Below are 25,907 nucleotides of genomic sequence, written 5' to 3'. Positions count from 1 at the left end.
TCACTACTCAAATAGCGCGAAGCCAGGCTCAACAGTCACCACGGACCATTTGCAATGGTGAACAATATGACCGACTTAACCGCGCAAGAAGCCGCCTGGCAGACCCGGGATCATCTGGATGACCCAGTCATTGGCGAACTGCGCAACCGTTTTGGGCCGGATGCCTTTACTGTTCAGGCTACCCGCACCGGGGTACCCGTTGTTTGGGTGAAGCGTGAGCAATTGCTGGAAGTTGTCGATTTCCTCAAGAAATTGCCAAAACCGTACGTCATGCTGTTTGACTTACACGGCATGGATGAACGTCTGCGTACCCACCGCCAGGGTCTCCCTGCTGCGGATTTTTCCGTTTTCTACCACCTGATCTCAATAGACCGTAATACGGATATCATGCTCAAGGTGGCATTGTCTGAAAACGACATGCATCTGCCGACGATCACCAAACTTTTCCCGAACGCGAACTGGTATGAGCGTGAAACCTGGGAAATGTTCGGCATGACCTTCGACGGCCACCCGCATCTGACGCGCATCATGATGCCGCAGACCTGGACCGGCCACCCGCTGCGTAAAGACTACCCTGCGCGTGCAACCGAATTCGATCCGTTTGAGCTGACCAAAGCCAAGCAGGATCTGGAGATGGAAGCGCTGACCTTCAAGCCGGAAGACTGGGGCATGAAGCGCGGTACCGACAACGAGGACTTTATGTTCCTTAACCTCGGTCCAAACCACCCGTCTGCGCACGGTGCATTCCGTATTATCCTTCAGCTTGATGGCGAAGAGATTGTCGACTGTGTTCCGGACATCGGCTACCACCACCGTGGTGCTGAGAAGATGGGCGAGCGTCAGTCCTGGCACAGCTACATTCCGTATACCGACCGTATCGAGTACCTCGGCGGCTGCGTCAACGAAATGCCATACGTGCTGGCCGTTGAGAAACTGGCGGGTATCGTTACGCCGGATCGCGTTAACGTGATTCGCGTTATGCTGTCAGAACTGTTCCGTATCAACAGCCACCTGCTGTACATCTCCACGTTCATTCAGGACGTCGGCGCGATGACCCCGGTCTTCTTCGCCTTTACCGACCGTCAGAAAATCTACGATCTGGTGGAAGCGATTACCGGTTTCCGTATGCACCCGGCCTGGTTCCGTATCGGCGGCGTGGCACACGATCTGCCGCGCGGCTGGGACCGTCTGCTGCGTGAATTCCTCGACTGGATGCCAAAACGTCTGGCGTCTTATGAGAAAGCCGCGCTGCGTAACACCATCCTGAAAGGCCGTTCCCAGGGCGTTGCTGCCTACGGCGCGAAAGAAGCGCTGGAGTGGGGTACGACAGGTGCAGGCCTGCGTGCGACCGGTATTGATTTCGACGTGCGTAAAGCGCGTCCATACTCTGGCTACGAGAACTTCGACTTTGAAGTCCCGGTGGGCGGCGGTGTTTCCGACTGCTACACCCGCGTGATGCTGAAAGTGGAAGAGCTGCGCCAGAGTCTGCGCATCCTTGAGCAGTGCCTCAACAACATGCCGGAAGGCCCGTTCAAGGCGGATCACCCGCTGACGACGCCGCCACCGAAAGAGCGCACGCTGCAGCATATCGAAACCCTGATCACCCACTTCCTGCAGGTTTCCTGGGGTCCGGTCATGCCGGCGCAAGAATCCTTCCAGATGATTGAAGCGACCAAGGGTATTAACAGTTACTACCTGACCAGTGACGGCAGCACCATGAGCTACCGTACCCGCGTGCGTACGCCGAGCTTTGCGCACCTGCAGCAGATCCCGTCAGCAATCCGCGGCAGTCTGGTCTCCGACCTGATTGTGTATCTGGGTAGTATCGATTTTGTTATGTCAGATGTGGACCGCTAATTATGCACGAGAATCAACAACCACAAACCGAGGCTTTTGAGCTGAGTGAAGCAGAACGTGCCGCGATTGAGCACGAGATGCACCACTACGAAGACCCGCGTGCGGCGTCCATTGAAGCGCTGAAAATCGTACAGAAACAGCGTGGTTGGGTGCCGGATGGGGCGATCTATGAGATCGCGAAAGTGCTGGGTATTCCAGCAAGTGACGTAGAGGGCGTAGCCACGTTCTACAGCCAGATCTTCCGTCAGCCGGTAGGCCGCCATGTGATCCGCTACTGTGACAGCGTTGTCTGCCACATCACCGGTTATCAGGGCATTCAGGCTGCGATTGAGAAAAAGCTCAATATCAAGCCGGGCCAGACCACGTTCGATGGGCGCTTTACCCTGCTGCCAACCTGCTGCCTGGGTAACTGCGACAAGGGGCCGACCATGATGATTGATGAGGACACTCACAGCCATCTGACGCCGGAAGCGATTCCTGACCTGCTGGAGCAGTACAAATGAAAACTGTAATTCGTACTGCTGAGACGCATCCGCTGACCTGGCGTCTGCGCGATGACAAACAGCCGGTATGGCTCGACGAATACCAGAGCAAAAACGGCTATGCCGGCGCGCGTAAAGCCCTTGGCGGCATGGCGCCGGACGACATCGTTAATGCGGTGAAAGACTCCGGCCTGAAAGGGCGCGGCGGTGCGGGCTTCTCCACCGGTCTGAAGTGGAGCCTGATGCCGAAAGACGAATCCATGAACATCCGTTACCTGCTGTGTAACGCCGATGAAATGGAGCCGGGCACCTATAAAGACCGCCTGCTGATGGAACAGCTGCCGCACCTGCTGGTGGAAGGCATGCTGATCTCCGCGTTTGCGCTGAAAGCGTACCGTGGCTACATCTTCCTGCGCGGTGAGTACATTGAAGCGGCGGAAAACCTGCGTCGCGCGATTGCCGAAGCCACCGAAGCCGGCCTGCTGGGTAAAAACATCCTTGGCACCGGGTTTGACTTTGAACTGTTCGTGCACACCGGCGCAGGGCGTTATATCTGCGGTGAAGAAACCGCGCTGATTAACTCCCTGGAAGGCCGCCGCGCGAACCCGCGTTCCAAGCCACCGTTCCCGGCAAGTTCCGGCGTATGGGGTAAACCGACCTGCGTAAACAACGTTGAAACCCTGTGTAACGTTCCGGCTATCCTCGCCAACGGCGTGGAGTGGTATCAGGGCATCTCCTCAAGCAAAGATGCCGGTACCAAGCTGATGGGCTTCTCTGGTCGCGTTAAAAATCCTGGCGTCTGGGAACTGCCGTTCGGTACCACCGCACGTGAAATTCTTGAAGACTACGCTGGCGGCATGCGCGATGGCCTGAAATTCAAAGCCTGGCAGCCGGGTGGGGCAGGGACAGACTTCCTGACCGAAGCCCATCTTGACCTGCCAATGGAATTCGAAAGCATTGGTAAAGCAGGCAGCCGTCTGGGGACGGCGCTGGCGATGGCCGTCGACCACGAGATCGGCATGGTCTCGCTGGTGCGTAACCTGGAAGAGTTCTTCGCCCGCGAGTCCTGTGGCTGGTGTACACCGTGCCGTGATGGTCTGCCGTGGAGCGTGAAGATCCTGCGTGCAATCGAACGTGGCGAAGGCCAGCCTGGGGATATCGAGACGCTTGAGCAACTGTGTCGATTCTTAGGCCCGGGTAAAACCTTCTGTGCCCACGCACCGGGTGCCGTCGAACCTCTGCAGAGCGCGATCAAATATTTCCGCGACGAGTTCGAAGCAGGCATCAAGCAGCCGTTCAGCAATACCCATGCCATCAATGGGATTCAGCCGAACCTGCTTAAAGCGCGCTGGTAACGACAAGAATTTTGATTAACGCTCGGTTTCGACCGAGCCAACTGGAAGCATGCTAATGGCTACGATTCATGTAGACGGCAAAGAATACGAAGTCAACGGGGCGGACAACCTGCTGGAAGCTTGTCTGTCTCTTGGCCTCGATATTCCGTACTTTTGCTGGCATCCGGCGCTGGGCAGCGTCGGTGCTTGCCGCCAGTGTGCGGTGAAGCAATATCAAAACGCGGAAGACACGCGTGGTCGCCTGGTGATGTCCTGTATGACGCCAGCCACCGAAGGCACTTTTATTTCGATTGATGACGAAGAAGCTAAACAGTTCCGCGAAAGCGTTGTGGAATGGTTGATGACCAACCACCCGCACGACTGTCCGGTCTGTGAAGAGGGCGGTAACTGCCACCTTCAGGATATGACCGTGATGACCGGCCACAGCTTCCGTCGCTATCGCTTTACCAAGCGTACCCACCGTAATCAGGACCTGGGGCCGTTCATCTCTCACGAAATGAACCGCTGCATCGCCTGCTACCGCTGCGTGCGTTACTACAAAGATTACGCAGACGGTCAGGATCTGGGCGTGTATGGCGCGCACGATAACGTCTACTTCGGTCGTCCGGAAGACGGCGTGCTGGAAAGCGAATTCTCCGGTAACCTGGTAGAAATCTGCCCGACAGGCGTATTCACCGATAAAACCCACTCCGAGCGTTACAACCGTAAATGGGACATGCAGTTTGCGCCAAGCATCTGCCAGCAGTGTTCCCTCGGCTGTAACACCAGCCCGGGTGAGCGTTACGGCGAGCTGCGTCGTATCGAAAACCGTTACAACGGTACCGTTAACCACTACTTCCTCTGCGACCGCGGTCGTTTCGGCTATGGCTATGTGAACCTGAAGGACCGTCCGCGTCAGCCGGTTCAGCGCCGTGGCGACGACTTCATTACCCTGAACGCTGAGCAGGCGATGCAGGGCGCGGCAGATATTCTGCGCCAGTCGAAGAAAGTGATCGGTATCGGCTCCCCGCGTGCCAGCATCGAAAGCAACTTTGCGCTGCGCGAGCTGGTTGGAGCGGAAAACTTCTATACCGGTATCGCTCAGGGCGAGCAGGAACGTCTGCAGCTGGTACTGAAAGTGCTGCGTGAAGGCGGTATTCATACCCCTGCGCTGCGCGAAATCGAATCTTATGATGCGGTCCTGGTGCTGGGTGAAGACCTGACGCAGACGGGCGCACGCGCGGCTCTGGCGGTTCGTCAGGCGGTGAAGGGGAAAGCACGTGAAATGGCAGCGGCGCAGAAAGTGGCTGACTGGCAGATTGCGGCGATCCTGAACATCGGCCAGCGCGCGAAGCATCCTCTGTTTGTGACCAACGTCGACAACACCCGTCTGGACGATATCGCCGCGTGGACCTACTGCGCGCCGGTTGAAGATCAGGCGCGCCTCGGCTTTGCCATTGCCCACGCGCTGGACAGCAGCTCGCCGGCCGTTGAACTGGATCGCGACCTGCAGAACAAGGTCGACGTGATTGTTCAGGCCCTGGCGGGTGCGAAAAAACCGCTGATTATTTCCGGTACCAACGCCGGCAGCGCGGAGATCATTCAGGCGGCAGCCAACGTTGCCAAAGCCCTGAAAGGCCGCGGTGCTGATGTCGGTGTGACCATGATTGCCCGTGCGGTGAACAGCATTGGTCTGGGCATGATCGGCGGCGGCTCGCTGGAAGCAGCGTTAAGCGAACTGGAGTCCGGTGCCGCTGACGCCGTTGTAGTGCTGGAAAACGATCTGCATCGCCACGCCTCTGCCGCTCGCGTTGACGCCGCGCTCTCCAAAGCGCCGCTGGTAATGGTCATTGACCATCAGCGCACCGCGATCATGGACAAAGCGCACCTGGTGCTCTCTGCGGCAAGCTTCGCAGAAAGCGACGGTACCGTTATCAACAACGAAGGTCGCGCCCAGCGTTTCTTCCAGGTTTACGATCCGGCGTACTACGACAGCAACACCGTGATGCTGGAAAGCTGGCGCTGGCTGCACTCCCTGCACAGCACCGTGCAGAGCCGTGAAGTGGACTGGACGCAGCTCGACCACGTTATCGACGCGGTAGTGGAAAAACTGCCTCAGCTGGCAGGCATTAAAGATGCCGCACCTGAAGCAAGCTTCCGCATTCGCGGCCAGAAACTGGCGCGTGAACCGCACCGTTACAGCGGCCGTACCGCGATGCGCGCCAATATCAGCGTGCACGAACCGCGCCAGCCGCAGGATAAAGACACCATGTTCGCCTTCTCTATGGAAGGGAACAACCAGCCGTCTGCGCCGCGTTCGCAAATCCCATTCGCATGGGCGCCGGGCTGGAACTCCCCGCAGGCATGGAACAAGTTCCAGGCTGAAGTGGGTGGCTCCCTGCGTCACGGCGATCCGGGCGTGCGTCTGATTGAAGCCTCCGAAACCGGTCTGGACTTCTTCACCGCCGTACCGGCGAGCTTCCAGGCGCAGGATGGCAGCTGGCGTATCGCGCCGTACTACCATCTGTTCGGTAGCGACGAGCTGTCTCAGCGTTCGCCTGTCTTCCAGACCCGTATGCCGCAGCCTTACATCAAGCTCAACCCGGCGGATGCCGCGAAGCTTGGCGTAAACGCGGGCGCGAACATCGCCTTTAGCTATGACGGCCAGACAATCAGCCTGCCGCTGATTATCTCCGAAGGTCTGACAGCAGGGCAGGTGGGTCTGCCGATGGGTATGCCTGGCATCGCGCCGGTTCTGGCGGGTGCGCGTCTTGATAATCTGCAGGAGGCAAAAGCATGAGTTGGTTAACGCCGGATCTTATCGACATCCTGCTGAGCATTCTGAAAGCGATCGTTATCCTGCTGGTGGTGGTCACCTGCGGCGCGTTCATGAGCTTTGGTGAACGTCGTCTGCTCGGTCTGTTCCAGAACCGTTACGGACCGAACCGCGTGGGCTGGGGTGGTTCACTCCAGCTGGTCGCGGACATGATCAAGATGTTCTTTAAAGAGGACTGGATCCCACGCTTCTCTGACCGCGTGATCTTTACTCTGGCACCGATGATCGCCTTCACCTCGCTGCTGCTGGCGTTTGCTATCGTTCCGGTCAGCCCGACCTGGGTGGTCGCTGACCTGAACATCGGCATTCTGTTCTTCCTGATGATGGCAGGCCTCGCGGTGTACGCGGTGCTGTTCGCAGGCTGGTCCAGTAACAACAAATACTCGCTGCTGGGTGCGATGCGTGCTTCCGCGCAGACGCTGAGCTACGAAGTGTTCCTGGGTCTCTCCCTGATGGGCGTGGTGGCGCAGGCCGGTTCATTCAACATGACCGACATCGTCAATAACCAGGCTGACATCTGGAACGTTATCCCGCAGTTCTTTGGGTTTATTACCTTTGCTATCGCGGGCGTGGCGGTGTGTCACCGTCACCCGTTTGACCAGCCAGAAGCCGAACAGGAACTGGCCGACGGTTACCACATCGAATATTCCGGTATGAAATTCGGTCTGTTCTTCGTGGGCGAGTACATCGGTATCGTCACCATTTCCGCGTTGATGGTAACGCTGTTCTTCGGTGGCTGGCATGGCCCGTTCTTACCGCCGTTCATCTGGTTCGCGCTGAAAACCGCGTTCTTCATGATGATGTTCATTTTGATTCGCGCAGCGTTACCGCGTCCGCGTTATGACCAGGTAATGTCCTTCGGCTGGAAAGTGTGCCTGCCGCTGACGCTCGTCAACTTGTTGGTAACGGCGGCTGTCATTCTCTGGCAGCAGCCATAAGGGGCTATAGACCATGACCTTAAAAGAATTACTGGTAGGCTTTGGTACCCAGGTACGCAGTATCTGGATGATCGGCCTGCACGCGTTTGCCAAACGCGAAACCCGGATGTACCCGGAAGAGCCGGTATATCTGCCGCCGCGCTACCGTGGCCGTATCGTGCTGACGCGCGACCCGGACGGTTCCGAGCGCTGCGTTGCCTGTAACCTGTGTGCGGTAGCGTGTCCGGTCGGCTGTATCTCTCTGCAGAAAGCAGAGACGGTAGACGGCCGCTGGTACCCTGAGTTCTTCCGCATCAACTTCTCACGCTGCATCTTCTGCGGTCTGTGTGAAGAAGCGTGCCCAACCACGGCGATTCAGCTGACTCCAGACTTCGAGCTGGGTGAGTACAAGCGTCAGGACCTGGTGTACGAGAAAGAGGATCTGCTGATTTCCGGTCCGGGCAAATACCCGGAATATAACTTCTACCGGATGGCGGGTATGGCAATCGACGGCAAAGATAAGGGCGAAGCAGAGAACGAAGCTAAGCCTATCGACGTCAAGAGCCTGTTACCGTAAGGAGAGGGCAATGGAATTCGCTTTTTATATCTGTGGCCTTATCGCCATCCTGGCTACGCTGCGAGTGATTACGCACACCAATCCGGTGCATGCGCTGCTGTACTTAATCATCTCGCTGCTGGCCATTTCCGGGGTGTTCTTCGCACTGGGCGCGCACTTCGCCGGTGCGCTGGAAATCATCGTCTACGCCGGGGCCATCATGGTGCTGTTCGTGTTCGTGGTGATGATGCTGAACCTGGGCGGCTCTGAAATTGAGCAGGAACGTCAGTGGTTAAAACCGCAGGTGTGGATTGGCCCGGCAATTTTGTCGGCCATCATGCTGGCGGTGATTGTTTACGCCATTCTGGGCGTCAACGATCAGGGCATCGACGGCACGCCGATCGGCGCTAAAGAGGTCGGTATTACCCTCTTTGGCCCATACGTTCTGGCGGTTGAACTGGCCTCAATGCTGCTGCTGGCAGGTCTGGTTGTTGCTTTCCACGTTGGCCGCGAAGAGCGTGCTGGCGAGGTGCTGAGCAACCGCACTGACGACCGCGCGAAAAGAAAAACGGAGGAGCGCGCATGATCCCCTTAACACATGGACTGATCCTCGCTGCGATTTTATTCGTTCTGGGTCTGACCGGTCTGGTTATCCGCCGCAATCTGCTGTTTATGCTGATCGGTCTGGAAATCATGATTAACGCCTCCGCGCTGGCCTTCGTGGTCGCCGGAAGCTACTGGGGCCAGACCGATGGTCAGGTGATGTACATTCTCGCCATCAGCCTCGCGGCTGCCGAAGCGAGTATTGGCCTGGCGCTGTTGCTGCAGCTCCATCGTCGCCGCCAGAACCTGAACATCGATTCAGTAAGTGAGTTGCGTGGATGAACATGCTTGCCTTAACCATTATTTTTCCGCTGATTGGCTTCGTGCTGCTGGCGTTTTCTCGCGGCCGCTGGTCTGAGAATTTGTCTGCGACCGTGGGCATTGGCTCCATCGGTCTGGCTGCGCTGGTGACGGCGTATGCGGGTATCGACTTCTTTAACAACGGGCGTCAGCCTTTCAGCGTGCCGCTGTGGACCTGGATGTCGGTCGGTGATTTCAATATCGGCTTCAACCTGGTGCTGGACGGCCTCTCGCTGACCATGCTCTCCGTGGTCACCGGCGTGGGCTTCCTGATCCACATGTTCGCCTCCTGGTATATGCGCGGTGAAGAGGGTTACTCCCGCTTCTTCGCCTACACCAACCTGTTTATCGCCAGCATGGTTGTTCTGGTGCTGGCCGATAACCTGCTGCTGATGTATCTGGGCTGGGAAGGCGTAGGTCTGTGTTCTTACCTGCTGATCGGTTTCTACTACACCGATCCGAAGAATGGCGCAGCGGCCATGAAAGCGTTCGTCGTGACCCGCGTGGGTGACGTCTTCCTCGCTTTCGCGCTGTTCATTCTTTACAACGAACTGGGCACGCTGAACTTCCGCGAAATGGTGGAACTGGCGCCGGCGCACTTCGCTGCAGGCAACAACATGCTGTGGTGGGCAACGCTGATGCTGCTGGGTGGCGCCGTGGGTAAATCCGCGCAGCTGCCGTTGCAGACCTGGCTGGCCGACGCGATGGCGGGTCCAACCCCTGTCTCCGCGCTGATCCACGCCGCGACCATGGTAACCGCCGGTGTCTACCTGATTGCGCGTACCCATGGCCTGTTCCTGATGACCCCGGAAATTCTGCATCTGGTGGGTATCGTCGGTGCGGTCACGCTGGTGCTGGCAGGCTTTGCCGCGCTGGTGCAGACCGACATCAAGCGTGTTCTCGCGTATTCCACCATGAGCCAGATTGGTTACATGTTCCTGGCGCTGGGCGTTCAGGCGTGGGATGCAGCCATTTTCCACCTGATGACGCACGCGTTCTTTAAAGCGCTGCTGTTCCTCTCATCCGGTTCCGTGATTCTGGCCTGCCATCACGAGCAGAATATCTTCAAGATGGGTGGACTGCGTAAGTCCATTCCGCTGGTGTATGTCTGCTTCCTGGTGGGCGGCGCGGCGCTGGCGGCACTGCCGCTGATCACCGCGGGCTTCTTCAGTAAGGACGAAATCCTTGCGGGTGCCATGGCGAATGGTCATATCAATCTGATGGTTGCGGGTCTGGTCGGTGCGTTCATGACCTCCCTGTATACCTTCCGTATGATTTTCATCGTATTCCACGGTAAAGAACAAATTCACGCTCACGCAGGGAAGGGGATCACCCACCACCTGCCGCTGATTGTGCTGCTGGTACTGTCCACCTTCGTTGGCGCGATGATTGTGCCACCGCTGCAGGGCGTACTGCCAGACACCACCGAGCTTGAGCACGGTCGCGTTCTGACGCTTGAAATCACCTCCGGTGTGGTCGCTATCGCGGGCATCCTGATCGCTGCATGGCTGTGGCTGGGCAAACGTACGCTGGTGACTGCCGTTGCCAACAGTGCGCCGGGCCGTCTGCTGGGCACCTGGTGGTACAACGCGTGGGGCTTCGACTGGCTGTACGACATGATCTTCGTTAAGCCGTTCCTGGGCATTGCGTGGCTGTTGAAGCGCGACCCACTGAACAGCCTGATGAATATCCCGGCGATCCTTTCCCGCTTTGCAGGTAAAGGCCTGCTGTACAGCGAGAACGGTTACCTGCGCTGGTATGTGGCGTCCATGAGCATCGGTGCGGTTGTCGTGCTGGCGCTGCTGATGGTGTTGCGTTGATCGTTAAGTGAATTTTATTCGAATTCGTTGAAAATCAGGCCCCTGCTGGGGGCCTTAAAAAGGAATGTAAATCGCCATGTTACTACCCTGGCTAATATTAATTCCCTTCATCGGCGGCTTCCTGTGCTGGCAGACTGAACGCTTTGGCGTGAAGATGCCGCGCTGGATCGCGCTGATCACCATGGGATTGACGCTCGCGCTTGGCCTGCAACTGTGGTTGCAGGGCGGTTACTCACTGACCCAGTCTGCGGGCATTCCGCAGTGGCAGTCTGAGTTCATCCTGCCGTGGATCCCGCGTTTCGGCATTACGATCCACCTGGCGATTGACGGTCTGTCGCTGTTGATGGTAGTGCTGACCGGTCTGCTCGGTGTTCTGGCGGTACTTTGCTCCTGGCGAGAAATCGAAAAATACCAGGGCTTCTTCCACCTGAACCTGATGTGGATCCTGGGCGGCGTGATCGGCGTGTTCCTTGCCATCGACATGTTCCTGTTCTTCTTCTTCTGGGAGATGATGCTGGTGCCGATGTACTTCCTGATCGCGCTGTGGGGCCACAAGGCGTCCGACGGTAAAACGCGTATCACGGCGGCAACTAAGTTCTTCATCTATACCCAGGCGAGTGGTCTGGTGATGTTGATTGCTATTCTGGCGCTGGTGTTTGTTCACCACAACGCGACCGGAACCTGGACCTTCAACTACGAAGATCTGCTGAAAACGCCAATGTCCCACGGCGTTGAATACCTGCTGATGCTGGGCTTCTTCATCGCGTTCGCGGTGAAAATGCCGGTCGTTCCGCTGCACGGCTGGCTGCCAGACGCGCACTCTCAGGCACCAACGGCGGGTTCCGTTGACCTGGCGGGTATCTTGCTGAAAACGGCGGCCTACGGTCTGCTGCGTTTCGCACTGCCGCTGTTCCCGAATGCCTCCGCAGAGTTCGCACCTATTGCCATGTGGCTGGGTGTGATCGGTATCTTCTACGGTGCCTGGATGGCCTTCACGCAGTACGACATCAAGCGTCTGATTGCCTACACCTCCGTTTCCCACATGGGCTTCGTGCTGATTGCTATCTACACCGGCAGCCAGCTGGCGTACCAGGGCGCGGTGATCCAGATGATTGCGCACGGTCTGTCCGCAGCCGGCCTCTTCATCCTGTGCGGTCAGCTGTACGAACGTCTGCATACCCGCGACATGCGTATGATGGGCGGCCTGTGGAGCAAAATTAAATGGCTGCCAGCGCTGTCCATGTTCTTCGCGGTGGCTACCCTGGGGATGCCGGGTACCGGTAACTTCGTCGGCGAATTTATGATTCTGTTCGGCAGCTTCAAAGTGGTTCCGGTGATTACCGTGATCTCCACCTTTGGTCTGGTATTCGCTTCAGTGTACTCGCTGGCGATGCTGCACCGCGCCTACTTCGGTAAAGCGAAGAGCGAAATTGCTGCACAAGAACTGCCGGGGATGTCGCTGCGTGAGCTGTTCATCATCCTGCTGCTGGTCGTACTGCTGGTGCTGCTGGGCTTCTTCCCGCAGCCGATTCTGGATACCTCGCATAGCGCGATGGGTAACATCCAGCAGTGGTTTGTTAATTCTGCTTCTACTACAAGGCCGTAATTCGCCATGACAATAACTCCACAACAACTGATCGCGCTGCTACCGCTGCTGATCGTCGGATTGACGGTGGTGGTTGTGATGCTCTCCATTGCGTGGCGACGCAATCACTTCCTGAATGCCACGCTGTCGGTCATCGGCCTGAACGCCGCGTTAGTCTCTCTCTGGTTTGTTGGCCAGGGTGGGGCGATGGACGTCACCCCGCTGATGCGCGTTGACGGTTACGCCATGCTGTATACCGGTCTGGTGCTGCTGGCGAGCCTGGCAACCTGTACCTTTGCGTACCCGTGGCTCGAAGGCTACAACGACAACAAAGAAGAGTTTTATCTGCTGGTTCTGATTGCCGCGCTGGGCGGCATTCTGCTGGCGAATGCGAACCACCTGGCCGCGCTGTTCCTCGGTATTGAGCTGATCTCTCTGCCGCTGTTCGGCCTGATTGGTTACGCCTTCCGTCAGAAGCGCTCCCTGGAAGCAAGCATCAAGTACACCATTCTGTCTGCTGCTGCGTCCTCGTTCCTGCTGTTTGGTATTGCGCTGCTGTACGCACAGTCCGGTAACCTCTCTTTCATGGCGCTCGGCAAGAGCCTCGGTGACGGCATGCTGCATGAGCCGCTGCTGCTGGCGGGTCTGGGCATGATGATTGTTGGCCTCGGCTTCAAACTCTCTCTGGTGCCGTTCCACCTGTGGACGCCAGACGTATACCAGGGCGCCCCGGCTCCTGTATCGACCTTCCTGGCGACGGCGAGCAAGATCGCTATCTTCGGTGTGGTCATGCGTCTGTTCCTGTACGCGCCTGTGGGTGACAGCGAAGCGGTTCGCGTGGTGCTGGGCATTATCGCGTTCGTCTCCATCATCTTCGGTAACCTGATGGCGCTGAGCCAGACCAACATCAAGCGTCTGCTGGGCTACTCGTCTATCTCTCATCTGGGCTACCTGATGGTGGCGCTGATTGCGCTGCAGAGCGGTGAGATGTCGATGGAAGCCGTGGGCGTGTATCTGGCCGGTTACCTGTTCAGCAGCCTCGGCGCCTTCGGCGTGGTGAGCCTGATGTCCAGCCCGTACCGTGGCCCGGATGCCGATTCACTGTTCTCCTACCGTGGTCTGTTCTGGCACCGTCCGATCCTGTCCGCGGTAATGACCGTGATGATGCTCTCTCTGGCAGGTATCCCGATGACGCTCGGCTTTATCGGTAAGTTCTACGTGCTGGCCGTCGGTGTGCAGGCGCACCTGTGGTGGCTGACCGCGGGCGTGGTTATCGGCTCCGCGATTGGTCTCTACTACTACCTGCGTGTTGCCGTGAGCCTGTACCTGAGCGCGCCTCAGCAGCTCAACCGTGATGCCCCAACCAACTGGCAGTACAGCGCCGGTGGTATCGTAGTGCTTATCTCCGCACTGCTGGTGCTGATCTTCGGTATCTATCCGCAGCCGCTGATTGATATCGTGCAGCGAGCGATGCCGCTGATGTAAGGTGAAAGCAAAAAGGCAACGAAAGTTGCCTTTTTTAATGTTTGCGCCCTCTCCCGGTGGGAGAGGGACGGGGTGAGGGCACCAGCCCGCACGTAACGAAAAAACCCGCCTCGGCGGGTTTTTTTATGGTTTGCCCAGCGGCGCTACGCTTGCAGGGCCTACGGGTTTTGTAGGTCGGGTAAGCGTAGCGCCATCCGACTAAGCCAGCTGCTTCCGGCTAATCAACGGCCCGTCAATCTTCTTCATCGAGCGGTCCAGCACTTCCTCAATCACCGACGACAGTTCGTTCAGCTCAAACTTCGCCACATACCCGTCCGCCTTCACCTTGCGAATATGGTCTTCGTTGGCGTTGCCGGACAGGGAAGAGTGGATCACGACCGGAATGTCCTTCAATATCGGGTCGGTTTTGATTTTGCGCGTCAGCGTAAAACCGTCCATCTCCGGCATTTCGAGGTCGGTCAGCACCAGAGCGATCTTATCGGTGATGGGAACCCCTTCAGCCTGGGCCTGCGCCGCCAGCACGCCGATTTTTTCCCACGCGTCTTTGCCGGTGATATGCAGCTGTGCCGGGATCTCCATTGCCTGCAGACCTTTCTCCAGCATCGAGCGCGCCACTTTGGAGTCTTCCGCGACGATGGCGACAGCGCCCGGTTTGATATGGAATTTGGTGGTCTTCAGGTTCGTGGCGTGCAGATCGTGATTGGCCGGGGTGATGTCATACAGGATCTGCTCAACGTCCAGCACCATCGCCAGATCGTTGGTATCGGTCTTCTCGTCAAGACACGCGATGCTGGTGATGTAGCGACCGCTGACGGCGGTTTCCGCCGCATGCACCTGCTTCCAGTCCAGACGCATGATGTTCTCAACCGATTCCACGGCAAACGCCTGCACGCTGCGCGCATATTCGGTGATCAGCAGGATGTTCAGCCCGGTGGTTGGCTTACAGCCCGCGACGGCGGCCAGGTCAATCACCGGGATCACCTGATCGCGAATATTCACCATTCCCATCAGCGGTGACTTCATCCCGGCGGGTTTCGTGAACTCCGGCATCGGCACAATTTCACGCAGCTTAAAGACGTTAATGCCAAACAGCTCGGATTTATTTTCGTTAAGAGAGGTGCCAAGACGGAACAGCAACAGTTCAAAACGGTTCGACAGGGTCAGATTCGCCCTGTCATCAATATCTTTCTGGAAATTATCCATTCTACCCTCGAGAGAAATGCTGACCTTTTAATCGTTATCGGCATCCTCAGGGAAAAATGAAGGACTAAACGCTAACCTGAGCGAAATCTTCGGCCAGCTCACATTCCGGGAACAGCGCGCGGCACTCTGCCAGCAGCTTTTCGCAGCCCCGCGCGTCGTAGCGCGAGCTGACGTGGGTGACGATGAGCCGCCCGACGCCCGCGTCGAGGGCAAGCTGTGCCGCCTGACGCGTGGAGCTATGGCCCCGGCTGTTGGCTTTCTCTTCCATCGCCGTTTCAAGCGTCGCTTCATGCACCATGACGTCCACGCCCTGAGCCAGCGTGAGTGCCGCCGGGCACGGGGCCGTATCGCCAAAAATCGCCAGTTTTTTGCCGGGCTGCGGTGCGGCGAGATAATCCTTGCCGTTAATGACGCGTCCGTTCTCCAGCGTGACGGTCTCTCCGTGCTTCAGACGCTGGAACAGCGGCCCGGGTTTTACGCCGTCGGCCATCAGCGCGGCGGCATCCAGCGCGCCGGGTTTATCATGCGCATCAATACGGTAGCCATAGCACTCGACAGGATGATTGAGCGGTTGAGCGGTAACCCGATAATCCTCGTCATCAAAAACCAGGCCTTCGGCAATCTCAACGACCTCCAGCGGATAATCTGTCCATGACCCGCTCAGGCGCAGCGTAGTTTCGACAAATTCACGAATACCCGCTGGCCCGTAAATCGTCAGCGGGTTGGCGTTACCGGCCATCGAGCGGCTGCACAACAGGCCGGGAAGGCCAAACAGATGGTCGCCATGCAGATGGGTGATAAAAATTTTATCCAGCTTGCCGGGGTGGTAAGCGGTGTGTAACAGCTGATGCTGCGTCCCTTCACCGCAGTCAAACAGCCACAGCCCGCCGCGGGTGGGATGCTTAAGATCCAGCAGGATCGCCGTCACGTTCCGTGAGCGGGTTGGCACGCCAGCGGACGTACCCAGAAAAATCAGTTCCATAACGCAATCAGCCCTTTGCCGAACGGGGAGGGGTTTAGTATAACGTGATGAACCCCAGGAAGGAGACTGACATGATCCAGTGGCAAGATTTACATCATAGCGACCTCACCGTTCATTCACTTTACGCTCTGCTGAAGCTGCGCTGTGAAGTGTTTGTTGTGGAACAGACCTGCCCGTATCAGGACATCGATGGTGATGACCTTGTCGGTGAGAACCGCCATATCCTCGGCTGGCGGGATAACGAGCTGGTGGCGTATGCGAGGATTCTGAAAAGCGAAGACGATTTTGAGCCCGTCGTCATTGGCCGCGTCATCATTAGCGGCAAAGCGCGAGGGGAAAAACTGGGCTATCAGCTGATGGAAAAAACGCTGGAGGCGTGCCGGAAACAGTGGCCGGACAAGGCGTTATACCTCGGCGCGCAGGCGCATCTTCAATCCTTTTACGGGCACTTTGGCTTTGCGCCAGTGACGGAGGTATACGATGAAGATGGCATTCCGCACGTCGGCATGGCGCGAGAAGTGAAACAGGCGTAATGGCATCTCGTTGGCTATAGTTAGCGGACTGGTGTACTAACATGGAGAAAAATATGTCATTTCAATCCTGGGATACCCGTATCGACGACGACCTGGCCTTGCTGAGCGAAACGCTGGAAGAGGTGTTACGTTCCTCCGGCGACCCTGCCGATCAGAAATATATTGAGCTAAAAGCCCGTGCCGAGCAGGCGCTGCATGAAGTGAAAAACCGCGTCAGCCATGCGTCAGATACTTACTACTACCGTGCCAAAAAAGCGGTGTATCGTGCCGATGATTACGTGCATGAAAAACCGTGGCAGGGTATTGGGGTGGGTGCTGCCGTTGGGCTGGTGCTGGGGCTGCTGTTAGCCCGTCGTTAAGCCGCTTAACCACTCCCTATACGTGGGTACTGCTATTTATGGCCAGTACCCCGTATAATACGAGGTTTTAACAGGGAGAGGTTCGCGTGAATTCGATTTTCCTCGCGCTGGAGCAACTGCGTACCCAGCTATCGCAAGCGTTACCCGCAGCACCCGGCATACGTCATTTCGACGTCTCTTTCCCGTTAAACGACGCCTTCGATCCCCTCGCCTGGCTGGGCGAGCAGCAGTGTTATCCGCAGTTTTACTGGCAGCAGCGTAACGGCGATGAAGAGCTGGCCGCGCTGGGGGCGGTCAACCAATTTTCCTCTCTGGCATTAGCCTCGCAGTTTTTGCGCGAGCAAAATGCGGCGCAAGATACTCGCATCTGCGGCCTGAACGCCTTTAATCCCGAACAGGGGAGCCTCTTTTTACCGCGACTGCTCTGGCGACGTACCGCCGGCAACGCCACGCTGCGCCTGCAGCTCTGGAGCGACCGCTCGCTTGTGGAGGATGCCCGCGTCGCGCAGGATTTTTTACAGCGGCTTCGTCCTGCCAAATCTATCCGTCCGCTCTCCGTGCAGGTTGAGCACGAAACCCATCAGCCGCAGCAGGCCGAATGGCTGAAACTTATCCGCAGGGCGACGGAGACCATCGCGCGCGGTGAGTTTGAAAAAGTGGTGCTCGCCAGGGCAACCGATCTGCAGTTCACGCAGCGCGTTAACCCCGTCGCGCTGATGGCCGCCAGCCGCGCCCTGAATTTACATTGCTATCATTTCTGCATGGTATTCGACGCCAGCAACGCGTTTCTCGGCTCTACGCCCGAGCGTCTCTGGCGTCGGCGCGGCAAGCTGCTGCGCACGGAAGCGCTGGCGGGTACCGTCGCCAGCCACAATGATGATAAACAGGCGCAGCGTCTGGGCGAGTGGCTGCTGAACGATGATAAAAACCAGCGCGAAAATATGCTGGTGGTGGAAGATATCTGCCAGCGTCTTCAGCACTCTACGCAGACGCTTGAGGTACTGCCCCCCCAGGTGGTACGCCTGCGTAAGGTGCAGCATTTGCGCCGCTGTATCTGGACCGAGCTCAAACAGGCCGACGACGAGCAGTGTCTGCTCATGTTGCAGCCGACCGCGGCCGTTGCCGGATTACCCCGACAGCCCGCGCGTGAGTTTATCCAGAAGGTTGAACCCTTTAACCGCGAGTGGTACGCCGGTTCGGCCGGGTACTTATCCCCCGAACAGAGTGAGTTCTGCGTGGCGCTGCGCTCCGCGCGCGTTCAGGAGGACTCCCTGCGGCTCTACGCCGGTGCCGGTATTGTCAGCGGGTCTGACCCGGAGCAGGAGTGGCAGGAGATTGAAAACAAAGCCGCCGGATTGCGCTCTCTGCTCCTAAGGGATTAATACAGATTCGCGCAATCCCGATTCATATCAAAATTCCAATTTTTTCTATTATTTATACTGTGTCGCATTCTTGATACCGGACAATCTCATGTCAGTAAGTTCTTTTAACCGACGCTGGGCGGCGGTGATCCTTGAAGCCTTGACGCGCCATGGCGTCAGGCACGTGTGTATTGCACCGGGTTCTCGCTCAACGCCGCTGACGCTAGCGGCCGCAGAAAACCGGGCGTTGATTCACCACACCCACTTTGATGAACGCGGCCTCGGCCATCTGGCGCTGGGTCTGGCGAAAGTCAGCAAAGAACCTGTGGCGGTGATCGTCACCTCCGGTACCGCCGTGGCGAACCTCTATCCGGCCCTGATAGAAGCCGGGTTAACGGGTGAAAGACTGATCTTACTGACGGCCGATCGTCCCCCTGAGCTTATCGACTGCGGCGCCAATCAGGCCATTCGCCAGCCGGGGCTCTTTTCTTCGCATCCTTCGCAGACGATTTCGTTACCGCGTCCCACCCAGGATATTCCGGCAAGCTGGCTGGTCTCCACTGTCGATCACGCCATGGAGACGTTGCGCAGCGGGGCGCTGCATATCAACTGCCCGTTTGCCGAGCCGCTCTACGGCGAGCTGGACGACACCGGTCTTGACTGGCAGCAGTCCCTCGGCGACTGGTGGCAGAGTGAAAAACCGTGGCTGCGCGAGCAGACGCATCTTGAGAGCGCGAAGCAGCGCGACTGGTTCTTCTGGCGGCAGAAGCGCGGCGTGGTGATTGCCGGGCGCATGAGCGCCGCCGAAGGCAAGCTGGTCGCTGAATGGGCGCAAACCCTCGGCTGGCCGCTGATTGGCGATGTGCTTTCGCAGACCGGTCAGCCGCTGCCGTGCGCCGACCTCTGGCTGGGTAATGCGAAAGCGGTCACCGAACTGGCGCAGGCGCAGATTGTGGTCCAGCTTGGATCGAGTTTGACCGGCAAACGGTTACTGCAGTGGCAGGCCACCTGCACGCCGGAAGAGTACTGGCTGGTGGATTCGCTGGAAGGACGGCTTGACCCGGCGCACCACCGCGGCCGTCGTCTGGTCAGCAGTATCGACGCCTGGCTGACGCTTCATCCGGCTGAGAAACGCAAGCCCTGGGCGGTGGCTATACCGGACCTTTCGCGCCAGGCGTGGGAACTGACCAAAGCGCACTGCGAAGCGTTTAGCGAAGCCGGGCTGGCGCACCGCATTCGCCAGTACCTGCCTGAACAGGGGCAGCTGTTTGTCGGTAACAGCCTGGTCGTGCGGCTGATTGACGCTTTCTCGAAGCTGCCTGCGGGCTACCCGGTGTACAGCAACCGCGGTGCCAGCGGCATCGACGGGCTGATCTCTACGGCGGCGGGCGTGCAGCGCGCCAGCGCGAAATCGACGCTGGCGATCGTGGGCGATCTCTCCGCGCTCTACGATCTCAACGCGCTGGCGCTGCTGCGTCAGGCGTCAGCCCCGTTTGTGCTGATTGTGGTCAACAACAACGGCGGGCAGATTTTCTCCCTCTTGCCAACGCCTCAGAGCGAGCGCGAGCGCTTCTATCTGATGCCGCAGAACGTGCAGTTCGAACACGCCGCGGCGATGTTTAGCCTGAAATACCATCGCCCGGAAAGCTGGGAACAGCTGGACGCGGCGTTAAGCAGCGCCTGGAAACAGCCGGGCGCGACGCTGATTGAGCTGGTGGTGAACGAGGCTGACGGTGCGCAGGCCCTGCAAAGCTTGCTGGCGCAGGTGAGCCAGCTGTGATCCTCTCTGGCATGCAGCAGGCTGGCAAACCGGGCTATCCCTGGCTGGTCTTTTTGCACGGTTTTTCCGGCGACTGCCGCGAGTGGCAGAGGGTCGGTGAAGGGCTCAGCGATTATCCCCGGCTGTATCTGGATCTGCCGGGGCACGGCGGATCCCGGAATCTGGGCGTGACGGGGTTTGACGAGATGAGCACGTTGCTCACCCGAACCCTTCTTAGTTACAACATACTTAAATTCTGGCTCATCGGGTACTCCCTCGGCGGCCGCATTGCGATGTTCCATGCCTGCCAGCAGCCGAAGGGGCTGCTCGGGGTGATTGTTGAAGGTGGACACCCGGGCCTGCAGGATGCCGATGCGCGAAGTGCGCGGCTGGCGTCCGACCGCCGCTGGGCAACGCGTTTTCGCACCGAACCGATGGAGAAGGTGTTCGCTGACTGGTACCAACAGCCCGTGTTCGCCTCCCTCACGGACGCCCAGCGCGATGCGCTTATTACCCTGCGAAGCCAGAACAACGGCGCGACGCTGGCGATGATGCTTGAGACGACCTCGCTGGCCGTGCAGCCGGATTTGCGTGCCGCGCTTAGCGCACGCGATTTCTCTTTTGACTATCTCTATGGCGAACGGGATGAGAAGTTCGCGGCCCTTGCCGCGGAAGTGAACGCCGTTCGCCATGCCATTCCAGACGCCGGACACAACGCCCACCGGGAAAACCCCGATGCGGTTATCGCGAGTCTGGCTCAGATACTGCGTTATCGAATAAAGGACACTCTATGATCTACCCTGATGAAAACATGCTTTACGCCCCGGTTGAATGGCAGGACTGCTCCGAAGGCTACACCGACATTCGCTACCACAAATCTACCGACGGCATTGCCAAAATCACCATCAACCGCCCGCAGGTGCGTAACGCCTTCCGTCCGCTGACCGTGAAAGAGATGATTCAGGCCCTGGCGGATGCGCGCTACGACGATAACATCGGCGTGATTGTCCTGACCGGCGAAGGCGATAAAGCGTTCTGCTCCGGCGGCGATCAGAAAGTGCGCGGCGACTACGGCGGATACCAGGACGATGCGGGTACCCACCACCTGAACGTCCTCGATTTCCAGCGTCAGATCCGCACCTGTCCGAAACCGGTAGTGGCGATGGTAGCGGGCTACTCCATCGGTGGCGGTCACGTGCTGCACATGATGTGCGATCTGACCATTGCCGCTGAGAACGCCATCTTCGGCCAGACCGGTCCGAAAGTGGGATCCTTCGACGGCGGCTGGGGCGCCTCGTACATGGCGCGCATCGTCGGGCAGAAAAAAGCCCGTGAAATCTGGTTCCTGTGCCGTCAGTACAACGCTCAGGAAGCGCTGGATATGGGCCTGGTGAATACCGTGGTTCCGATTGCCGATCTCGAAAAAGAGACCGTTCGCTGGTGCCGCGAAATCCTGCAAAACAGCCCGATGGCGCTGCGCTGCCTCAAAGCCGCTCTCAACGCCGACTGTGACGGTCAGGCGGGTCTGCAGGAGCTGGCTGGCAATGCCACTATGCTGTTCTACATGACCGAAGAGGGTCAGGAAGGGCGCAACGCGTTTAACGAAAAACGCCAGCCGGACTTCAGCAAATACAAACGGAATCCGTAATGCGTCGCGCGCAGGTTTACCGGTGGCAGATACCGATGGACGCGGGCGTAGTGCTGCGTGAACGGCGGATAAAAACCCGTGACGGCTTCTTCGTGCATCTGCAGCAGGACGAGCGGGAAGGCTGGGGCGAGATTTCGCCGCTGCCGGGCTTTAGCCTGGAGTCGCTGGATGACGCGCAGTCTGTATTGCTGGCGTGGGCAGACGCGTGGCGTGACGGCGCGGATCCGGCGTTGCCGGACGTGCCTTCTGCAGCTTTTGGTATCAGCTGCGCGCTGGCGGAGCTGGACGGCAGCCTGCCTGAAGAGGCTAACTACCGCGCGGCACCGCTCTGTACGGGCGATCCTGACGAGCTGTTCGCGCTGCTCTCCGCCATGCCGGGCGAGAAAGTGGCGAAAATTAAAGTCGGTCTCTACGAAGCGGTGCGCGATGGCATGGTCGCTAACCTGCTGCTGGAGGCGATCCCCGACCTTCATCTGCGTCTGGACGCTAACCGCGCCTGGACGCCGCTCAAGGCGCAGCAGTTTGCAAAGTACGTCAATCCGGCGTACCGCAGCCGCATTGCCTTCCTCGAAGAACCGTGCAAAACCCGCGACGATTCGCGTGCGTTTGCCCGCGAAACGGGGATTGCCATCGCCTGGGATGAAAGCCTGCGCGAGGACGATTTTGAATTTGTCGCCGAGCCCGGCGTCAGCGCGGTGGTGATTAAACCAACGCTGACCGGCAGCCTGGCGAAGGTGCGAGAGCAGGTCGCGGCAGCGCATGCCTCAGGGCTGACGGCGGTCATCAGCTCGTCGATTGAGTCCAGCCTTGGGCTGACCCAGCTGGCGCGCATTGCCGCCTGGCTAACGCCGGATACGATCCCTGGCCTCGACACGCTGAACCTGATGCAGGCTCAGCTTATCCGCAGGTGGCCGGACAGCGCGCTGCCGTGCCTCAACGTCGCGGCGCTGGAGCCGTTGTTATGAGTTTTAACGACTGGCCGTGGCGGCACTGGCGCGCGCAGTTTGCTGATAAACCGGCCCTCAGGCTGAACGACGAGGTGCTCAGCTGGCAGCAGCTGTGCGCCCGCGTCGACCGTCTTGCGGCAGAGTTTCACCTGCAGGGCGTGGAGGAGGGCGACGGCGTGCTGCTGCTGGCCCATAATCATCCGCAAACCCTTCTGGCGTGGCTGGCGCTGCTCCAGTGCGGGGCGCGCATTCTTCCCGTCAATCCGCAGCTGCCGCGCCCGCTGCTGGACGTGTTGCTCCCGCAGATGACGCTGCGCTTTGCGCTGGTGCTGGACGGTACCTGCGACGGTCTTCCTGCCCTGAGCATGCGCGAGCGCGCCGGGGAATATCGCGTTGCGTGGCAGCCGGCGCGGCTGGCGTCCATGACGCTGACCTCCGGCTCTACCGGGCTGCCGAAAGCAGCGGTGCATACCTGCGACGCCCATCTCGCCAGCGCGCGCGGCGTGCTGGCGCTGATGCCCTACGGCGAAGACGACGACTGGCTGCTTTCGCTGCCGCTGTTTCACGTTTCCGGCCAGGGGATTTTATGGCGCTGGCTGCAGGCCGGCGCGCGGTTAACCGTGCGCGAGAAACAGCCGCTGGCGCAGGCTTTGCGCGGCTGTACGCACGCTTCGCTGGTGCCGACCCAGCTCTGGCGTCTGCTTAATGCCCACCAGCCTGTCGCACTGAAAGCGGTGCTGCTGGGCGGTGCCGCCATCCCTGTGGAATTGACGCAGCAGGCGCGCGAGCAGGGGATTCGCACCTTCTGCGGCTACGGCCTGACCGAGTTTGCCTCTACCGTCTGCGCGAAAGCGGCGGACGGCGAGCCGGACGTAGGCTATGCGCTGCCGGGCAGAGAGGTGCAGGTGGTTGACGGTGAAGTCTGGATCCGGGCAGAGAGTATGGCCTCAGGCTACTGGCGGGACGGCGAATTGGTTCCGCTGACCAACGCGCAGGGATGGTTCGCTACCCGCGATCGCGGGGAATGGCATGACGGCCGCCTGACGATCCTGGGCCGCATGGACAACCTCTTTTTTAGCGGCGGAGAAGGGATCCAGCCGGAGAGCCTTGAGCGCGTTATCGCCCGCCATCCGCAGATTAACCAGGTGTTTATCGTCCCGCTGGACGACGCCGAGTTTGGACAGCGTCCGGTGGCGGTGGTGGAGTGCGAGCCGGGAACGGATATCACCTGTTTACCTGACTGGGTCAGGGATAAGGTGGCGCGTTTTGAACAACCCGTCCGCTGGCTGCTGTTGCCGACCGAACTCAAAAATGGCGGCATTAAAGTCTCGCGCCGCGCGTTGCAGCAGTGGGTGAACGCTTCGCTGAAGGGATAATAGCCGTTTCAAATAATTACAATCTACTGACCTGCCGCACGCAGAGTGCTTGATCCCCGGGAGACTCCGGTTAAAATCTCGCGGTTTTGGGACTTTTTTATAATAATTGTGTGGGATCACGACAATGAAAAAAGTGGCATTCGTGGGCTTCGGCCTGATGGTTGTATCTGCGGCGGCTAACGCCATCAGCATTAACGGCTCGGCGGGTCAGGATTATACCCACCTGGGCTTTGGCATGGGTACCGAGACTTCCGGTCTGGCGATGACCGGCGGCTGGACGCATAACGATGACGACGGCGACGCGGCCAGCCTCGGCCTGGGTCTGAACGTTCCTCTTGGCCCGTTCCTGGCCACCGTCGGCGGTAAAGGTATCTACACCAACCCAAATGACGGTGACGAAGGGTACGCGGCGGCAGTGGGCGGCGGCCTGCAGTGGAAAATTGGCGACAGCTTCGGCCTGTTTGGTGAGTACTACTATTCGCCGGACTCCCTCTCAAGCGGTATCGAAAGCTATGAAGAGGCCAACGCCGGCGCGCGCTGGACCATCATGCGTCCGATTACCATCGAAGCGGGCTATCGCTATCTGAACCTGGCCGGCAAAGACGGCAACCGCGACAACGCGCTGGCCGACGGCCCGTACGTGGGCGTCAGCGCAGGCTTCTAATCACTCCGGCGCGGCGTTCTGTCGCGCCAGTTTCTCTCTTCTCCACCCCGCGTTTGCGCTATAGTGTTTTGACCAAATAAGCGGGAGAACATAATGATTAACGTGGAGATGTTATCCACCGGCGACGAAGTGCTGCATGGACAAATTATTGATACCAATGCTGCCTGGCTTGCCGATCTTTTCTTTGAGCAAGGATTACCGTTAACGCGCCGCAATACGGTGGGCGACAATCTTGAGTCGCTGGTCGCTATTCTGCGCGAGCGCAGCGAACACTGCGACGTGCTGATTGTGAATGGCGGACTCGGCCCCACCGGTGACGATCTCAGCGCGCTGGCCGCCGCGACCGCAAAAGGCGAAGGGCTGGTGCTGCACGAGGCGTGGCTTTCGCAGATGGAGCGCTTTTTCACCGAACGTGGCCGCGTCATGGCCCCCAGCAACCGCAAACAGGCTGAAATTCCCGCCAGCGCCGAGCTGGTCGATAACCCGGTGGGTACCGCGTGCGGGTTTGCCATGCAGCTGAACCGCTGCCTGATGTTCTTCACGCCGGGCGTGCCCTCAGAATTTAAAGTGATGGTCGAGCAGCAGATCCTGCCGCGCCTTCGCGATCGTTTTACCCTGCCTGAACCGCCGCTGTGTCTGCGTCTGACCACCTTTGGCCGCTCGGAAAGCGATCTGGCCCAGAGCCTTGACCCTCTCCCGCTGCCGCCGGGCGTCTCCATGGGCTACCGCTCCTCCATGCCGATCATTGAGCTCAAGCTGACAGGTCCGGCCGAACAGAAAGAGGCGATGCTGGCCCTGTGGCCCGAGGTGCAGCGCGTGGCGGGCGAAAGCCTGATCTTTGAAGGGACGGAAGGGCTGCCCGCGCAGATTGCGACGCATCTGCAGTCGCGTCAGCTGAGCGTGACCTTAAGCGAGCAGTTCACCGGTGGCCTGCTAGCGCTGCAGCTGTCGCGCGTCAACGCGCCGCTGCTGGCCAGCGAAGTGGTGCCGTTCCAGCAGGAGACCCTGGCGCAAACCGCCCGCTGGGCTTCCGAGAGAAGGGTGAAGCATTTTGCCGGTCTGGCGCTGTTTGTCGGGGGGCTGGATGAGGAACACCTTAACTTCGCGCTGGCGACGCCGGAAGGCACCTGGGCCCTGCGGGTAAAAATGAGCATTACCCGCCACAGCCTGGCGGTGCGTCAGGAGGTTTGCGCCATGATGGCGCTGAACATGCTGCGCCGCTGGCTGAATGGCAAAGAGGTTGCCAGCGAGCACGGCTGGATCAACGTTGTCGAGTCGCTGTTCGTGGAGTAAAACCATG

23 protein-coding genes are annotated in these 25,907 nt (G+C 58.9%); 21 read left to right on the top strand and 2 right to left on the bottom strand.

Annotated features, from left to right (window positions below):
- Positions 1-54 precede the first annotated feature (54 nt).
- The 11 genes from nuoC (at position 55) to nuoN (ending at position 13,775) form a co-directional block, all read left to right on the top strand.
- Entirely contained in the window at positions 55-1,857 is a 1,803-nt protein-coding gene (gene nuoC, locus HB664_RS18515; RefSeq protein ID WP_023312537.1) for an NADH-quinone oxidoreductase subunit C/D, read from the top strand.
- A gap of 2 nt (positions 1,858-1,859) precedes the next feature.
- Positions 1,860-2,360: an NADH-quinone oxidoreductase subunit NuoE gene (gene nuoE / locus HB664_RS18510; RefSeq protein ID WP_006176513.1), complete on the top strand. Its 501-nt coding sequence runs from the start codon at positions 1,860-1,862 to the stop codon at positions 2,358-2,360.
- The gene (gene nuoF, locus HB664_RS18505) at positions 2,357-3,694 is read left to right on the top strand and encodes an NADH-quinone oxidoreductase subunit NuoF (RefSeq protein ID WP_023312536.1); all 1,338 of its coding nucleotides are present in this window, start codon (positions 2,357-2,359) and stop codon (positions 3,692-3,694) included. The genes nuoE and nuoF overlap by 4 nt, the downstream gene beginning before the upstream one ends.
- A 55-nt stretch (positions 3,695-3,749) precedes the next feature.
- Entirely contained in the window at positions 3,750-6,473 is a 2,724-nt protein-coding gene (gene nuoG / locus HB664_RS18500; protein ID WP_123282370.1) for an NADH-quinone oxidoreductase subunit NuoG, read from the top strand.
- Positions 6,470-7,447 carry an NADH-quinone oxidoreductase subunit NuoH gene (gene nuoH, locus HB664_RS18495; protein WP_008500211.1) on the top strand — a complete coding sequence of 326 codons (978 nt, stop codon included), beginning with the start codon at positions 6,470-6,472 and terminating at the stop codon, positions 7,445-7,447. The genes nuoG and nuoH overlap by 4 nt, the downstream gene beginning before the upstream one ends.
- A 13-nt stretch (positions 7,448-7,460) precedes the next feature.
- Positions 7,461-8,003: an NADH-quinone oxidoreductase subunit NuoI gene (nuoI, locus tag HB664_RS18490; RefSeq protein WP_003861491.1), complete on the top strand. Its 543-nt coding sequence runs from the start codon at positions 7,461-7,463 to the stop codon at positions 8,001-8,003.
- Between the two features lie 10 nt (positions 8,004-8,013).
- The gene (gene nuoJ / locus HB664_RS18485) at positions 8,014-8,568 is read left to right on the top strand and encodes an NADH-quinone oxidoreductase subunit J (RefSeq protein WP_023312534.1); all 555 of its coding nucleotides are present in this window, start codon (positions 8,014-8,016) and stop codon (positions 8,566-8,568) included.
- Positions 8,565-8,867, top strand: coding sequence for an NADH-quinone oxidoreductase subunit NuoK (gene nuoK, locus HB664_RS18480; RefSeq protein WP_003861496.1), 303 nt, complete (start codon positions 8,565-8,567; stop codon positions 8,865-8,867). Before nuoJ ends, nuoK begins: the two co-directional genes overlap by 4 nt.
- Positions 8,864-10,705 (top strand): NADH-quinone oxidoreductase subunit L, encoded by a 1,842-nt coding sequence (nuoL, locus tag HB664_RS18475; protein ID WP_014884634.1) that lies wholly within the window; start codon positions 8,864-8,866, stop codon positions 10,703-10,705. The genes nuoK and nuoL overlap by 4 nt, the downstream gene beginning before the upstream one ends.
- A 76-nt stretch (positions 10,706-10,781) precedes the next feature.
- Positions 10,782-12,311: an NADH-quinone oxidoreductase subunit M gene (gene nuoM / locus HB664_RS18470; RefSeq protein WP_023312532.1), complete on the top strand. Its 1,530-nt coding sequence runs from the start codon at positions 10,782-10,784 to the stop codon at positions 12,309-12,311.
- Positions 12,312-12,317: 6 nt separating this feature from the next.
- Positions 12,318-13,775, top strand: coding sequence for an NADH-quinone oxidoreductase subunit NuoN (gene nuoN, locus HB664_RS18465; protein ID WP_029740937.1), 1,458 nt, complete (start codon positions 12,318-12,320; stop codon positions 13,773-13,775).
- 198 nt (positions 13,776-13,973) lie between these two features.
- On the opposite strand, the gene HB664_RS18460 is transcribed toward nuoN, so the two are convergent.
- Both HB664_RS18460 and rbn read right to left on the bottom strand, forming a co-directional pair.
- A complete protein-coding gene (locus tag HB664_RS18460; RefSeq protein WP_033146077.1) occupies positions 13,974-14,978 on the bottom strand; it encodes a chemotaxis protein in 1,005 nt (334 codons plus the stop codon).
- A 64-nt stretch (positions 14,979-15,042) separates the two neighbouring features.
- Positions 15,043-15,960, bottom strand: a complete 918-nt coding sequence (gene rbn, locus HB664_RS18455) for a ribonuclease BN (RefSeq protein WP_219939967.1) — start codon at positions 15,958-15,960, stop codon at positions 15,043-15,045.
- Positions 15,961-16,031: 71 nt separating this feature from the next.
- Between rbn and HB664_RS18450 the strand changes: the two genes are divergently transcribed.
- The 10 genes from HB664_RS18450 (at position 16,032) to HB664_RS18405 (ending at position 25,900) form a co-directional block, all read left to right on the top strand.
- Positions 16,032-16,493 (top strand): GNAT family N-acetyltransferase, encoded by a 462-nt coding sequence (locus HB664_RS18450; protein ID WP_033146075.1) that lies wholly within the window; start codon positions 16,032-16,034, stop codon positions 16,491-16,493.
- Positions 16,494-16,546: 53 nt separating this feature from the next.
- A complete protein-coding gene (gene elaB / locus HB664_RS18445) occupies positions 16,547-16,852 on the top strand; it encodes a stress response protein ElaB (protein WP_008500219.1) in 306 nt (101 codons plus the stop codon).
- An 86-nt stretch (positions 16,853-16,938) separates the two neighbouring features.
- Positions 16,939-18,234: an isochorismate synthase MenF gene (gene menF, locus HB664_RS18440; RefSeq protein WP_143346667.1), complete on the top strand. Its 1,296-nt coding sequence runs from the start codon at positions 16,939-16,941 to the stop codon at positions 18,232-18,234.
- Positions 18,235-18,322: 88 nt separating this feature from the next.
- A complete protein-coding gene (menD, locus tag HB664_RS18435) occupies positions 18,323-19,993 on the top strand; it encodes a 2-succinyl-5-enolpyruvyl-6-hydroxy-3-cyclohexene-1-carboxylic-acid synthase (RefSeq protein WP_048975386.1) in 1,671 nt (556 codons plus the stop codon).
- A complete protein-coding gene (menH, locus tag HB664_RS18430; RefSeq protein WP_219939966.1) occupies positions 19,990-20,766 on the top strand; it encodes a 2-succinyl-6-hydroxy-2,4-cyclohexadiene-1-carboxylate synthase in 777 nt (258 codons plus the stop codon). Before menD ends, menH begins: the two co-directional genes overlap by 4 nt.
- Positions 20,763-21,620, top strand: coding sequence for a 1,4-dihydroxy-2-naphthoyl-CoA synthase (gene menB / locus HB664_RS18425; RefSeq protein WP_219939965.1), 858 nt, complete (start codon positions 20,763-20,765; stop codon positions 21,618-21,620). Before menH ends, menB begins: the two co-directional genes overlap by 4 nt.
- The gene (gene menC / locus HB664_RS18420; protein WP_219939964.1) at positions 21,620-22,585 is read left to right on the top strand and encodes an o-succinylbenzoate synthase; all 966 of its coding nucleotides are present in this window, start codon (positions 21,620-21,622) and stop codon (positions 22,583-22,585) included. The genes menB and menC overlap by 1 nt, the downstream gene beginning before the upstream one ends.
- Complete coding sequence (gene menE, locus HB664_RS18415; RefSeq protein WP_219939963.1) at positions 22,582-23,943, top strand: o-succinylbenzoate--CoA ligase; 1,362 nt, start codon at positions 22,582-22,584, stop codon at positions 23,941-23,943. The genes menC and menE overlap by 4 nt, the downstream gene beginning before the upstream one ends.
- A 124-nt stretch (positions 23,944-24,067) precedes the next feature.
- Complete coding sequence (locus tag HB664_RS18410; RefSeq protein WP_045354282.1) at positions 24,068-24,607, top strand: YfaZ family outer membrane protein; 540 nt, start codon at positions 24,068-24,070, stop codon at positions 24,605-24,607.
- Positions 24,608-24,700: 93 nt separating this feature from the next.
- A complete protein-coding gene (locus HB664_RS18405; protein ID WP_048975379.1) occupies positions 24,701-25,900 on the top strand; it encodes a nicotinamide mononucleotide deamidase-related protein YfaY in 1,200 nt (399 codons plus the stop codon).
- The last annotated feature ends 7 nt before the right edge of the window (positions 25,901-25,907 follow it).

It is taken from the genome of Enterobacter sp. DNB-S2, from assembly GCF_019443845.1.
Lineage (GTDB): Bacteria > Pseudomonadota > Gammaproteobacteria > Enterobacterales > Enterobacteriaceae > Enterobacter > Enterobacter asburiae_B.
The sequence above is the reverse complement of the archived record's forward strand: the minus strand, read 5'-3'. Positions and strand labels throughout refer to the sequence as shown.